This is a genomic window from Nocardioides hungaricus (assembly GCF_054782915.1).
Window position 1 is genome coordinate 20373 of the sequence record NZ_BAAGRO010000048.1, and the last position, 12172, is coordinate 32544.

The window sequence follows — 12172 nt, forward strand, 5'->3', positions numbered from 1 at the left end:
AACTTGCGCCGACTCGGCGTCTCAGCCCGGGCAACTTGCGCCGAGTCGGCGGATCGGGCGGCGGGCCCTGAACTACAGTGGGCGACGTGACCACGATCGGCTTCTCGACAGACACGGACGTCCGCGAGGATCGGCGTACCGTCCCGACCGACGAGGGTGACCACGATCGGTTCTCCCACTACGTGGAGAAGGACAAGCTCACCGAGGCGATGGTGATGGGCACCCCCGTCGTCGCCCTCTGCGGCAAGGTCTGGGTGCCCAGCCGCGCCCCGGAGAAGTTCCCCGTGTGCCCTGAGTGCAAAGAGGTCTGGGAGTCGCTCAACGACGACTCGGGCAAGAACGAGTGACGGGCCGGCCCGAGGCCGACCCCCAGCCCAACGCGCCCCTCGGCGGTCGACTCAGTCCGGCCTGGCCGGAGCGCGCCGCCTGGGGGACGGCGACGTCACTGCGTGCGTGGCAGGCGGCCGCCATGAAGAGGTACTTCGACGCCCACCCGCGCGACTTCCTCGCGGTCGCGACGCCGGGCGCCGGCAAGACGACCTTCGCGCTCTCGGTCGCCTCCGAGCTGCTCGGCCGCCGGATCGTCGACCGGGTCACGGTCGTCGCGCCGACCGAGCACCTCAAGCTGCAATGGGCCGAGGCGGCCGCCCGCGCCGGCATGCCGATCGATCCGACGTACGCCGCCGGCAAGGGCAAGACCTCCGGCGACTACGTCGGGATCGCGGTCACCTACGCCGGCGTCGCGGTCAACCCGCTGGCGATGCGGATCCGCACCGAGCGGTTCAAGACGCTGGTGATCCTCGACGAGGTGCACCACGCCGGCGACGCGCTGTCGTGGGGCGAGGGCGTGCGCGAGGCGTTCGAGCCGGCGACCCGTCGGCTGGCGCTGACGGGTACGCCGTTCCGCTCGGACGTCAACCCGATCCCGTTCGTCACCTACGCCCCCGCGCCCGACGACCCGGCCGGCGTGCCGCGCTCGGTCGCGGACTTCACCTACGGCTACGCCCATGCGCTGGCCGACCACGTCGTCCGGCCGGTGCTGTTCCTGGCGTACTCCGGCGAGATGCAGTGGCGCACCCGCGCCGGCGACGAGATCGCGGCGCGCCTGGGCGAGCCGCTCACCAGGGACCTGACCGCGCAGGCGCTGCGCACCGCGCTCGACCCGACCGGCTCGTGGATGCCGGCGGTGCTGGCCGCCGCCGACAAGCGGCTCTCCGAGGTACGCCGCCATGTCCCCGACGCCGGCGGCCTCGTGATCGCGAGCGACCAGGACTCCGCGCGCGCCTACGCCAAGCTGCTCAGGCGGATCTCGGGCGAGACGGCGACCGTCGTGCTGTCCGACGAGAAGCTCGCGTCCAGGCGGATCTCGGAGTTCACCGCGAGCGACCGGCGGTGGATGGTCGCGGTCCGGATGGTGTCCGAGGGCGTCGACGTCCCGCGCCTCGCGGTCGGCGTCTACGCGACCACCACCTCGACGCCGCTGTTCTTCGCCCAGGCGGTCGGCCGCTTCGTGCGCGCCCGCAACCGGGGCGAGACCGCGTCGGTGTTCCTGCCGTCGGTGCCGAGCCTGCTCGGCTTCGCCTCGGAGATGGAGGCGCAGCGCGACCACGTGCTCGGCCGGAGGATCTCCGACGAGAGCGACCTGCTGGCGCGGGCGAACGCTGCCGAGGGGGCGTCGGCGGAGCTGGAGCTCTCCTTCGAGGCGCTCGGCTCGGAGGCGCGCTTCGACCGGGTGCTCTACGACGGGGCCACGTTCGGCCACTCCGGCGAGGTGCACGTGGGGTCGGAGGAGGAGATGGACTTCCTCGGCATCCCCGGGCTGCTCGAGCCCGACCAGGTGCGCGAGCTGCTGCAGACCCGGCAGAGCGATCGGGCCAGGAAGCAGCGGGCGGGCCGCGCCGAGGAGGCCGCGGACGCGCTCGTAGAGATGACCACGCACGAGCAGCTCGCGGTGCTGCGCCGCGAGCTGAACGGGCTGGTCGCCGCCTGGCACCACCGCACCGGCCAGGCCCACGGCATCACCCACGCGGCGCTGCGCCAGGAGTGCGGCGGGCCGGCCGCCGCGGTCGCCACGGCCGAGCAGCTGCGCGACCGGATCGACCGGATCCGCGAGTGGGCGCTGCGCAAGACCTCGTAGGCGTCCCTAGACTCGACCCCGTGTCGGCCGAGACCTCGCAGACGCTGGACCGGGGACTGCGCGTCCTCGACGTGCTCGCGTCGTCCTCCGACGGGCTGACCGTGACCGAGCTCGCGGCCCGGCTGGAGGTCAACCGCACGGTCGTCTACCGGCTGGTGAGCACGCTCGAGCAGCACGCGCTGGTGCGCCGCGACCCGCGCGGCCGGCTGCACGTCGGCCTCGGCGTGCTGCACCTGGCCTCGGCCGTGCAGCCGGTGGTCCGCGACCTCGCCGTACCCGTGCTGCGCGACCTGGCCGAGTCGGTCGGCTGCACCGCGCACCTGACCGTCGCGGACGGCGAGGAGGCGCTGGCGCTCGCGGTGGTCGAGCCCTCGTGGACCGACTTCCACGTCGGCTACCGGGTCGGCTCGCGCCACCCGCTGGACCGGGGCGCCGCCGGCCGGGCGATCCTGCTCGGGCGCGAGGACGGTGCGCCGTACTCCCTGACGACCGGCGAGCTCCAGGCCGGCGCCCGCGGGCTCGCCGCGCCGGTGCGCGGGGTCGAGGGGCTGGCCGCGAGCGTCGGCATCGTGACGCTGGCCGACATCGACGTCGCCGAGATCGCCCCGCAGGTCCTCGCCGCCGCGGCCCAGGTCGCGGCGCGGCTGAGCTAACCCTGGGAGGCGTGCTGGCGGGCGTGCGCGATCGCCTCCGGCGTACTGGCGAACAGGTGCCGCTCGTGGGCGAGCCGGTCGTGGACGCCGAGCTCGCGCAGCACCCGCTCGTGCTCGGGCCGTACGCCGGACAGGAGCACCGTGATCCCGCGGCCCTCCAGCCGGCTGACGGTGTCGGCGAGCACGTGCGCGCCGGTCGCGTCGAGGGTCGTGACGTGCGACATGCGCAGGATCACGACCCGGACGTCGCTGACGTCGGACAGCTCGAGCAGGAAGTCGTGGGCGGCGGCGAAGAACAGCGGGCCCTCGAGCCGGTAGGCCACGACGTGGTCGTCGAGCAGCGCCTGCTCCTCGGCCGTGCGGTCCTCGGCCTCGCCGTCCAGCGGCATCTCCTCGACCCGGGCCGTCTGCGCGGTCTGGCGGATCGCGACGAACCCGGCCAGCAGCAGCCCGACGATCACGGCGGTCACCAGGTCGAAGGCGAGCGTCGCGACGGCGGTGACGGCGAGCACCGCGGCGTCGCCGCGGGTGGACCGCACCAGCGCGGACACGCTGGAGACGCGCACCATCTGGCCCGCCGTGGCGATCAGGACGCCGGCCAGGGCGGCGAGCGGGATCTCGCCGACCCAGCGGGCGGCGACCAGCACGACGAGCAGCAGTACGACGGCGTGGGTCAGCGCCGCGAGCCGCGACGTGGCGCCGGAGCGCACGTTGACGGCGGTGCGGGCGATCGCGGCGGTCGCCGGGATGCCGCCGAAGAGCGGTGCGCCGAGGTTGGCGAGCCCCTGGCCGACCAGCTCGCGGTCGGGGTCGTGGCGCTGGCCGACGCTCATGCCGTCGGCGACGGTGGCCGAGAGCAGGCTCTCCAGCGCCGCGAGCGCCGCGACGGCGATCGCCGGCAGCACCAGCGCGTCGAGCTCCGAGAGCGGCACGGTCGGCAGCTGCGGCGCCGGCAGCCCGCTCGGGATGTGGCCGACCGGGCTCGCCCCCAGGCCGAGCAGGGAGTTGGCCGCGGTCGCCGCGACTACCGCGAGGAGCGCCCCCGGAAGCGTCGGCCGGAGCCGCCCGACGGCCAGGATCGCGACCACCACCGCTGCGGTCATGACGGGCGCGACCCACCGCGGATCGCGCACCCACGCCTCGGCCGACCGCGCGGCGAGCACGACCACCTTCTCGGCCTCCGCGTCGACGCCGAGCGCCGCCGGCAGCTGCTGGAGGGCGATGATCGCGGCGATGCCGATCGTGAAGCCCTCCACCACCGGCACCGGGACGTACCGGATGAACCGCCCCGCGCCGGCCCAGCCGAGGACGACCAGGATCAGGCCGGCGAGCAGGCCCACGACCAGCACCCCGTCCGCGCCCTGGGACGCCACGATCGGCACGAGGACGACGGTCATCGCGCCGGTCGGGCCGCTGACCTGCACCCGGCTGCCGCCGAACACCGCCGCGAGCGCCCCCGCCACGATCGCGGTCACCAGGCCGGCCGCGGCCCCGAGGCCGGAGCTGACCCCGAACCCGAGCGCGAGCGGCAGCGCCACCAGGCCGACCATCAGGCCGGCCACCGGGTCGCGCCGCAGGTCGGCGCGCGTCCAGTCCGATCGCCGCGGCAGCAGGCTCGCGGCGCGGGTCGCGACGCTCACCTCGGCGCGGCGTCGACGTGCACCAGGCCGCCGAGGATCTGCCGGGCGGCCAGCAGCAGGTCGCGGACCTCAGGCACGCTCACCGAGTAGATCACCTCGCCGCCCTGCCGCTGAGAGACGACCAGCGACGTACGCCGCAGCACGGCGAGCTGCTGGGAGAGGTTGCTCGGCTCGATGTCGATCTGCTCCAACAGCTCGTGCACGGCGTGGTCGCGCTCGGAGAGCAGCTCGAGGATCCGGATGCGCGCGGGGTGCCCGAGCGTCCGGAAGAACTCCGCCTTGGCCTGGTAGAGAGGGACGCTCACGGCTTGAACTCTACAACATGTGAAGATGTCTTCATATTGCCGGGCCCGGGCTCATCGGCTCCGGGCCAGGGGCAGCACCCGGTAGGGCACCTGGGTCGCCAGCGCGATCACCGTCGCGGACCGCACGATCGCCGGGTGCTCGAGCACCCGGTCGATGACGCGCTGGAGGTCGGCGTTCGACCGCGCGACCACGCGCGCCCACAGGTCGCCGGCGCCGGTGATCGTGTGGACCTCCAGCACCTCGGGGATCGCGGCGAGATGGCCGCCGACCGCGTCGTGCCCGCCCTGGCTGGCCTCCTGGCGGATCTCGAGGGTCAAGAACGCGGTGACCGGGAAGCCCAGCGCCGCGGGGGAGAGGTCGGGTCCCCAGCCGGTGATCACACCGGTCGCGGTGAGCCTGTCCAGCCGCGCCTGCACGGTCCCGCGGGCGACGCCGAGCCGGCGGGACGCCTCGAGCACGCCGAGGCGGGGGTCGGCGGCGAACAGCTCGATCAATCTGCCGTCGAGATCGTCCACGATCGCTCCTGTCGCTGGACACATTGCACAGCATTTCGCCGTTCGGTTGCACAGAGTGTCGCACGGCGACAGGCTCGCCGCATGACGCTGACGCCCGACGAGCTCAAGGCCGACCTCACCCTCGAGCAGCTCAGGGAGCTGGTCGGGCTGGTGGAGTACGACGCCGCCAACGACCCGTTCCCGGTGACCGCCCAGGACGCGGTGTGCTTCGTGGTCGGCAACGCCACCCAGGCCGCGACGTTCTACCAGCTCGCGCTCGGCATGGAGCTCGAGGCCTACCGCGGCCCCGAGACCGGCTGCCGCGACTCGAAGTCCTTCGTGCTGCGCTCCGGCAGCGCCCGCTTCGTCTTCACCGGCGGCGTCACGCCGGACAGCCCGCTGCTCGACCATCACCGCAGGCACGGCGACGGCGTCGTCGACCTCGCGATGGAGGTGCCCGACGTCGACAAGTGCATCGACCACGCCCGCGCCCAGGGCGCGACCGTCCTGGTCGAGCCGCACGACGAGTCCGACGAGCACGGCACGGTGCGGATCGCCGCCATCGCGACGTACGGCGAGACCCGCCACACCCTGATCGACCGATCGAGGTACGACGGCCCGTACCTGCCCGGCTACGTCGCGGCGGCCACGACCGTGGCCCGGCGGGAGGGGCACGCGAAGCGCCTCTTCCAGGCCATCGACCACTGCGTCGGCAACGTCGAGCTCGGCCGGATGGACGAGTGGGTGGCGTTCTACAACAGGGTGCTCGGCTTCACGAACATGGCCGAGTTCATCGGCGACGACATCGCCACCGACTACTCGGCGCTGATGTCCAAGGTGGTCGCGAGCGGCAACCACCGGGTGAAGTTCCCGCTCAACGAGCCCGCGATCGCGAAGAAGAGGTCGCAGATCGACGAGTACCTCGAGTTCTACGACGGTGCCGGCTGCCAGCACATCGCGCTGGCGACCAACGACATCCTGCGCAGCGTCGACATCCTGCGCGACAACGGCATCGAGTTCCTCGACACTCCCGACTCCTACTACGACGACCCGCAGCTGCGCGCCCGGATCGGCGAGGTGCGGGTCCCGATCGAGGAGCTGAAGCGGCGCGGGATCCTCGTCGACCGCGACGAGGACGGCTATCTGCTGCAGATCTTCACCAAGCCCATGGGCGACCGGCCCACCGTGTTCTACGAGTTCATCGAGCGGCACGGCTCGCTGGGCTTCGGCAAGGGGAACTTCAAGGCGCTGTTCGAGGCCATCGAGCGGGAGCAGGAGCTGCGCGGGAACCTCTGATCTGACGTCGAGACACCTGAAACGGCCCCCAGAAGCAGCTTCTCGGGGCCGTTTCAGGTGTCTCGACGAGAAATCAGGCCAGGTCTGCATCAAGAGCCTAGGCAAATCCAGGTGGGGCAGGATGTGGCCATGGCGACGTACCTGGCGTTCCTGCGCGCGATCAACCTGGGCGCGCACCGGAAGTTCCCGAAGGACGCGATCGCGGCCGCGGTCGAGGGCGCCGGGTTCACCGGCGTGGCGACCTACATCAACACCGGCAACGTCCGGTTCGCCACGACGATGCGGTCGCGGGCGCGGATCGAGGCGGCGCTGGAGGAGGCGTTCCTGGTCGACCGCGGCTTCGAGGTGCCGACGATCGTGTTCACCCAGGCGGAGCTGCGGGCGATCGCCGCGGACGCCGAGCGGATCGGCGACGGGCACGAGGGGCGGCACTACGTGTCGCTGCTGAAGGAGGAGCCCACGGCGGCCGCGATCGCGACGATCGAGGCGCGGTCCTCGGCGGAGGAGGTCGCGAGGGTCGGCGGTCGCGCCGTGCACCTGCTGCTCGGCGAGGACCCTCAGCAGGCGAGGCTCGACAACGCGGTCGTGGAGCGGGCCCTCGGCGTCGCGACGAACCGGAACCTGACCGTGATCCGAGCGCTGGCGGAGAAGTGGTGCTGAGGCGCCAACCCGCTCAACCGAGCACGACTCCCGCCGCCGCCATCTCCCGCTCCGCGGCGGAGGAGGTCTCGGGGGCGACGCCGGCGCACAGCGAGAGCAGCACCCGCGTCGGGAAGCCGGCCGCGGCCGCGTCGAGGGCGGTCTGCCGCACGCAGTAGTCGGTCGCGATGCCGCAGATGTCCACGGCGTCGACCTCGTGCGCGCGCAGCCAGTCCGCGAGCGGGACGCCGTCGATGGAGCGGCCCTCGAAGCCGGAGTACGCCGCCTCGTGCTCGCCCTTGAGGAAGATCGCGTCGAACGGCTGCGGGTCGAGGTTGGGGTGGAACGCCTCGCCGTCGGTGCCGACCTCGCAGTGCACCGGCCACGAGTTGCGGAAGTCCGGCTCCTCCGACCAGTGCGAGCCCGGCGCGACGTGGTGGTCCTTGGTCGCCACGACGTGGGAGTACGCCGGAGCGTCAGGTGCCTGCGAGACCCAGGCCCGCAGCAGGGCGCCGATGTCGGCGGCCACGGCCGCGCCGCCCGCGACGGGCAGCGAGCCGCCCTCGCAGAAGTCGTTCTGGACGTCGGTCACGATCAACGCGCGCGTCATGAGCCGAGGGTAACCGTGGGGATCACCGGCCCCCCGCGAGACATCTGCTGGATCTCCATCGGGAGCTCGGCGCGCGAGGCCGCATGCCGGTCGCGGGCCGAGTCCAGCGGCTCGCGCCCGACGACCTCTCCGGCGCGCACCAGCGGCACCAGCAGCGGCCGGTCGTCTCCGTCGTCGCTCTCGGGGACACGCCCGACGCCCACCACCTCGGCCGTCGCGACCCCCGCGGCCGATCGCCGGCGCAGCGCGTACTTCCGTCCCCCGACCGACACCTTGTCGACGCTGCGCTTGACGACCGACACCATCTCGCCGGCGTCGGAGGTCCGCGCGACCAGCTTGTAGACGAACCCGCACGTCGGGTGGCCGCTGCCGGTGACGAGCTCGGTGCCCACGCCGTAGGCGTCGACCGGCGCGGCCGCCAGCGCGGCGATCGCGAACTCGTCCAGGTCGCTGGTCACCACGATCCGCGTCGACGTCGCGCCCAGCGAGTCGAGCTGCGCCCGCACCTCGACGGCCAGCGCGCCGAGGTCGCCGGAGTCCAGCCGGACGGCGCCCAGGCCGGTGCCGGCCACCTCGACGCCCGCGCGGACGGCCGCCGCGACGTCGTAGGTGTCCACCAGCAGCGTCGTGCCCGACCCGAGCGAGTCGACCTGCGCGCGGAACGCGTCGGCCTCGCTGTCGTGCAGCAGCGTGAACGAGTGCGCGCTGGTGCCGGCCGTCGGGACGCCGTACCGCTGCCGCGCGGCGAGGTTCGAGGACGTCGCGAAGCCGGCGACGTATGCCGCCCGCGCGGCCGCCACCGCGGCCTGCTCGTGGGTGCGCCGCGAGCCCATCTCGATGCACGGCCGGCCGCCCGCGGCCAGCGTCATCCGCGACGCCGCGGACGCGATCGCCGAGTCGTGGTTGTAGATCGAGAGCAGCAGCGTCTCCAGCAGCACCGCCTCGGCGAAGGACGCCTCGACTACGAGCAGCGGCGAGTGCGGGAAGTACGCCTCGCCCTCGGCATAGCCCCACATGTCACCGGAGAAGCGGTACGCCGCCAGCCAGTCCAGCGTGGGCGCGTCGACCACGTCCGCCAGCACGGCCAGCTCGGCCGGACCGAACGAGAACGCCTCGATCGCGTCCAGCGCCCGGCCGACACCGGCCACGACGCCGTACCGCCGCCCCTCGGGGAGCCGACGCGGGAACAGCTCGAAGACCGAGCGCCGGTGCGCGGCGCCCGACCGCAGCGCGGCCTGGAGCATGGTCAGCTCGTAGTGATCGGTGAGCAGCGCGGTGCCGGGAGTGGATGCAGTGGCCACGCGGACCAGTGTGCCAACATGGGGCTTGTGACCGCGCCCGTCGAGGTCGAGCCGACCACCACCCCCGATGAAGCCCTCGACGAGACCGTCCAGACGGCGAAGCCCTGGGTGACCATCGTGTGGAACGACCCGGTCAACCTGATGTCGTATGTGACCTACGTCTTCCAGAAGTACTTCGGCTACCCGAAGAAGAAGGCCGAGAAGCTGATGATGGAGGTCCACGAGGACGGCAGGTCGGTCGTGAGCTCCGGAACCCGCGAGGAGATGGAGCGCGACGTGCAGGCGATGCACGAGTACGGCCTCTGGGCGACGATGGACAAGCAGGAGTGAGCGCCTTCCAGCGGCACCGGCGGAGCAGGCTGATCATCGCGAACTTCACCGGCTTCGAGGCCGACCTGCTGCGCTCGCTGGCCGGGCAGCTGGTCGAGCTGCTGCGCAACGAGGCGGCCGTGCCGAACGACGCCGCCGACCCGCTCGAGGCGATGCTCGACTTCTCCGGGCCGACGCAGGAGCCGGAGGATCCGGTGCTCGCCCGGCTGTTCCCGACGGCGTACCCGCACGACGAGGAGGCGGCCGCCGAGTTCCGGCGGTTCACCGAGGGCACGCTGCGCGACGGCAAGGCCGCGGCGGCGATCGCGATCATCGACGGGCTCGAGGACGCCGGCCTGCCGCCGGAGCTCACCGAGGAGGGCCTGATGATCGACGTCGAGCTGGACGATGCGGCCGCCGAGACCTGGATGCGGTCGTTCACGGACCTCCGGCTCGCGCTAGCCACCCGGCTCGAGGTCGAGGAGGGCGACGAGGCCTACTGGCACTCGCTGCCCGACGACGACCCGCGGGCGCAGGCGCACGACATCTACGAATGGGTCGGCTACCTCCAGGAGACGCTCGTCGGGGCGCTGAGCAGCTGATGCCCATTCCCCCGTTCGTCGCCGAGCTGCGCGCGCTGGTCGGCACCAAGGAGCTGTGGCTGCCCGCCGTCACCGCGGTCGTACGCCGAGGCGAGGACATCCTCCTCACCCGGCGCGCCGACAACGGCCAGTGGGCGCCGGTCACCGGCATCCTCGACCCGGGGGAGGAGCCCGCGATCGGCGCCGCCCGCGAGGCGCTCGAGGAGACCGGCGTCGTCGTCACCGTCGACCGGCTCGCCTCGGTGAGCGCCAGCCCCCAGGTGGTGCACGGCAACGGCGACCTGGGCGTCTACCTGGATCTGACCTTCGACTGCGCCTGGGTGAGCGGCGAGGCCCGCGTCAACGACGACGAGAACGTCGACGTCCGCTGGTGGCCGGCCGACGCGCTGCCACCGATGACCGACTGGCTGCGCGAGCGGATCGATGGCGTCCTCGCAGGTGAGACCGCGGCGAGGTACCGACGGCCGTCCCCCTAACCTAGGGGCGTGCTGACCATCGAGCGGGCGACGTACGACGCCATCGTCGCGCACGCCAAGCGGGACCACCCCGACGAGGCCTGCGGGATCGTCGCGGGGCCTGAGGGCAGCGACCGTCCCACGCGGCTCGTGGAGATGGTGAACGCCGCGGGCAGCCCGACGTTCTACGAGTTCGACTCGACCGACCTGCTCCGGCTCTACCAGGAGATGGACCGCAACGGCGAGGAGCCGGTCGTCGTCTACCACTCGCACACGGCGACCGAGGCCTACCCGAGCCGCACCGACATCGGCCTGGCCATGGAGCCGAATGCCCACTACGTGCTGGTCAGCACCCGCGACTGGGCAGACTCCGGGGCGGGGAATAACGAGGGCCCCGTGGAGTTCAGGTCGTACAGGATCGTCGACGGCGAGGTGACCGAGGAAGAGGTCGCCGTCGTGGACGAGCAGACATAACCGAGGAGTCACACGCATGGCCATCGAGGTCCGGATCCCGACCATCCTGCGCACCTACACCGGTGGTGAGAAGGTCGTCACCGCCGAGGGCGGCAGCCTGAGCGCGCTGATCGACGACCTGGAGTCCCACCACCCCGGCATCAGGGACCGGCTGATCGAGGACGGCGACCTGCGCCGCTTCGTGAACGTCTACGTCAACGACGAGGACGTCCGTTTCACCGGCGGCCTCGAGGCCGAGCTGTCCGACGGCGACCAGGTCGTCGTGCTGCCGGCGGTCGCGGGCGGCGCTCGCTGAGATGACCCGCTACGACAGCCTCCTCGCGTCCGTCGGCGGTACGCCGCTGGTCGGGCTGCCGAGGCTGTCCCCCTCCTCCGACGTACGCCTCTGGGCGAAGCTCGAGGACCGCAACCCCACCGGCTCGATCAAGGACCGTCCGGCCCTGCAGATGGTCGAGGAGGCGGAGAAGGACGGCACCCTCCGCCCGGGCTGCACGATCCTCGAGCCGACGTCGGGCAACACCGGCATCTCGCTGGCGATGGCGGCCAAGCTCAAGGGCTACCGGATCGTCTGCGTGATGCCGGAGAACACCTCCGAGGAGCGCCGTCAGCTGCTGCGCATGTGGGGCGCCGAGATCGTCTCCTCGCCGGCCGCCGGCGGGTCCAACGAGGCGGTCCGCGTCGCCAAGCAGGTCGCCGCCGAGCACCCCGACTGGGTGATGCTCTACCAGTACGGCAACGCCGCCAACGCGCTCGCACACGAGCAGGGCACCGGCCCCGAGCTGCTCGCCGACCTGCCGTCGATCACGCACTTCGTCGCCGGCCTCGGCACCACCGGCACCCTCATGGGCGTCTCGCGCTACTTCCGCTCCGCGAAGCCGGACGTGCGGATCGTCGCCGCCGAGCCGCGGTACGGCGAGCTCGTCTACGGCCTGCGCAACCTCGACGAGGGCTTCGTGCCGGAGCTGTACGACGCCGCGCTGGTCGACAGCCGCTTCTCGGTCGGCCCGCGCGACGCCGTCCGCCGGGTGCGCGAGCTGCTCGAGCTCGAGGGCATCTTCGCCGGCATCTCCACCGGCGCGATCCTCCACGCCGCGCTCGGCCAGGCCGCCAAGGCGGTCAAGGCGGGCGAGAGTGCCGACATCGCGTTCGTGGTCGCCGACGGCGGCTGGAAGTACCTCTCCACCGGTGCCTACGAGGGCACCGTCGACGAGGCGGAGGACCGCCTCGAGGGCCAGCTCTGGGCGTGACCGGGGGCC

The 12172-nt window shown here is 72.6% G+C and carries 16 protein-coding genes; 11 read left to right on the top strand and 5 right to left on the bottom strand.

Going from position 1 to position 12172, the window contains the following annotated elements; translation table 11 throughout:
• Positions 1 to 95: 95 nt before the first annotated feature.
• Genes ACYVKX_RS18130 through ACYVKX_RS18140 form a run of 3 tightly spaced genes read left to right on the top strand, consistent with a single transcriptional unit; the run spans position 96 to position 2790 of the window.
• A complete protein-coding gene (locus ACYVKX_RS18130) occupies positions 96 to 347 on the top strand; it encodes a DUF3039 domain-containing protein (protein WP_460835130.1) in 252 nt (83 codons plus the stop codon).
• Entirely contained in the window at positions 344 to 2137 is a 1794-nt protein-coding gene (locus tag ACYVKX_RS18135) for a DEAD/DEAH box helicase (RefSeq protein ID WP_460835079.1), read from the top strand. The genes ACYVKX_RS18130 and ACYVKX_RS18135 overlap by 4 nt, the downstream gene beginning before the upstream one ends.
• 20 nt (positions 2138 to 2157) lie before the next feature.
• Positions 2158 to 2790, top strand: a complete 633-nt coding sequence (locus ACYVKX_RS18140; protein ID WP_460835080.1) for an IclR family transcriptional regulator — start codon at positions 2158 to 2160, stop codon at positions 2788 to 2790.
• Here ACYVKX_RS18140 and ACYVKX_RS18145 read toward each other — a convergent pair.
• Genes ACYVKX_RS18145 through ACYVKX_RS18155 form a run of 3 tightly spaced genes read right to left on the bottom strand, consistent with a single transcriptional unit; the run spans position 2787 to position 5251 of the window.
• Positions 2787 to 4430, bottom strand: coding sequence for a SulP family inorganic anion transporter (locus ACYVKX_RS18145; protein WP_460835081.1), 1644 nt, complete (start codon positions 4428 to 4430; stop codon positions 2787 to 2789). The two genes, ACYVKX_RS18140 and ACYVKX_RS18145, sit on opposite strands and share 4 nt — an antisense overlap.
• A complete protein-coding gene (locus ACYVKX_RS18150; RefSeq protein WP_460835082.1) occupies positions 4427 to 4735 on the bottom strand; it encodes an ArsR/SmtB family transcription factor in 309 nt (102 codons plus the stop codon). Before ACYVKX_RS18150 ends, ACYVKX_RS18145 begins: the two co-directional genes overlap by 4 nt.
• A 51-nt stretch (positions 4736 to 4786) precedes the next feature.
• Positions 4787 to 5251: an Lrp/AsnC family transcriptional regulator gene (locus ACYVKX_RS18155; RefSeq protein WP_460835083.1), complete on the bottom strand. Its 465-nt coding sequence runs from the start codon at positions 5249 to 5251 to the stop codon at positions 4787 to 4789.
• Positions 5252 to 5332: 81 nt separating this feature from the next.
• Between ACYVKX_RS18155 and hppD the strand changes: the two genes are divergently transcribed.
• The gene (gene hppD / locus ACYVKX_RS18160; RefSeq protein ID WP_460835084.1) at positions 5333 to 6526 is read left to right on the top strand and encodes a 4-hydroxyphenylpyruvate dioxygenase; all 1194 of its coding nucleotides are present in this window, start codon (positions 5333 to 5335) and stop codon (positions 6524 to 6526) included.
• Between the two features lie 129 nt (positions 6527 to 6655).
• A complete protein-coding gene (locus tag ACYVKX_RS18165; RefSeq protein ID WP_460835085.1) occupies positions 6656 to 7186 on the top strand; it encodes a DUF1697 domain-containing protein in 531 nt (176 codons plus the stop codon).
• A gap of 13 nt (positions 7187 to 7199) precedes the next feature.
• Here ACYVKX_RS18165 and ACYVKX_RS18170 read toward each other — a convergent pair whose 3' ends face one another.
• Together ACYVKX_RS18170 and ACYVKX_RS18175 are read right to left on the bottom strand one after the other, a co-directional pair.
• Positions 7200 to 7775, bottom strand: coding sequence for an isochorismatase family protein (locus ACYVKX_RS18170; protein WP_460835086.1), 576 nt, complete (start codon positions 7773 to 7775; stop codon positions 7200 to 7202).
• Positions 7772 to 9076 carry a nicotinate phosphoribosyltransferase gene (locus tag ACYVKX_RS18175; RefSeq protein WP_460835087.1) on the bottom strand — a complete coding sequence of 435 codons (1305 nt, stop codon included), beginning with the start codon at positions 9074 to 9076 and terminating at the stop codon, positions 7772 to 7774. The genes ACYVKX_RS18170 and ACYVKX_RS18175 overlap by 4 nt, the downstream gene beginning before the upstream one ends.
• 18 nt (positions 9077 to 9094) lie before the next feature.
• Here ACYVKX_RS18175 and clpS point away from each other — a divergent pair, with 18 nt between their 5' ends.
• Genes clpS through ACYVKX_RS18205 form a run of 6 tightly spaced genes read left to right on the top strand, consistent with a single transcriptional unit; the run spans position 9095 to position 12163 of the window.
• A complete protein-coding gene (gene clpS / locus ACYVKX_RS18180; RefSeq protein ID WP_460835088.1) occupies positions 9095 to 9406 on the top strand; it encodes an ATP-dependent Clp protease adapter ClpS in 312 nt (103 codons plus the stop codon).
• Positions 9403 to 9987, top strand: coding sequence for a DUF2017 domain-containing protein (locus ACYVKX_RS18185; protein ID WP_460835089.1), 585 nt, complete (start codon positions 9403 to 9405; stop codon positions 9985 to 9987). The genes clpS and ACYVKX_RS18185 overlap by 4 nt, the downstream gene beginning before the upstream one ends.
• Positions 9987 to 10463, top strand: a complete 477-nt coding sequence (locus tag ACYVKX_RS18190; RefSeq protein WP_460835090.1) for an NUDIX hydrolase — start codon at positions 9987 to 9989, stop codon at positions 10461 to 10463. Before ACYVKX_RS18185 ends, ACYVKX_RS18190 begins: the two co-directional genes overlap by 1 nt.
• A 9-nt stretch (positions 10464 to 10472) precedes the next feature.
• Complete coding sequence (locus ACYVKX_RS18195) at positions 10473 to 10916, top strand: M67 family metallopeptidase (protein ID WP_460835091.1); 444 nt, start codon at positions 10473 to 10475, stop codon at positions 10914 to 10916.
• Between the two features lie 16 nt (positions 10917 to 10932).
• Positions 10933 to 11211 (top strand): MoaD family protein, encoded by a 279-nt coding sequence (locus tag ACYVKX_RS18200; protein ID WP_460835092.1) that lies wholly within the window; start codon positions 10933 to 10935, stop codon positions 11209 to 11211.
• A 1-nt stretch (position 11212) separates the two neighbouring features.
• A complete protein-coding gene (locus ACYVKX_RS18205) occupies positions 11213 to 12163 on the top strand; it encodes a PLP-dependent cysteine synthase family protein (RefSeq protein ID WP_460835093.1) in 951 nt (316 codons plus the stop codon).
• Positions 12164 to 12172: the final 9 nt, after the last annotated feature.

What these genes read in the sequence shown, in the direction of transcription:
- hppD (WP_460835084.1), top strand. Translation starts at nt 5,333, where the DNA reads ATGACGCTGACGCCCGACGAGCTCAAGGCCGACCTCACCCTCGAGCAG.
- ACYVKX_RS18165 (WP_460835085.1), top strand. Translation starts at nt 6,656, where the DNA reads ATGGCGACGTACCTGGCGTTCCTGCGCGCGATCAACCTGGGCGCGCAC.
- ACYVKX_RS18170 (WP_460835086.1), bottom strand. Translation starts at nt 7,775, where the DNA reads ATGACGCGCGCGTTGATCGTGACCGACGTCCAGAACGACTTCTGCGAG.
- clpS (WP_460835088.1), top strand. Translation starts at nt 9,095, where the DNA reads ATGGGGCTTGTGACCGCGCCCGTCGAGGTCGAGCCGACCACCACCCCC.
- ACYVKX_RS18190 (WP_460835090.1), top strand. Translation starts at nt 9,987, where the DNA reads ATGCCCATTCCCCCGTTCGTCGCCGAGCTGCGCGCGCTGGTCGGCACC.
- ACYVKX_RS18200 (WP_460835092.1), top strand. Translation starts at nt 10,933, where the DNA reads ATGGCCATCGAGGTCCGGATCCCGACCATCCTGCGCACCTACACCGGT.
- ACYVKX_RS18205 (WP_460835093.1), top strand. Translation starts at nt 11,213, where the DNA reads ATGACCCGCTACGACAGCCTCCTCGCGTCCGTCGGCGGTACGCCGCTG.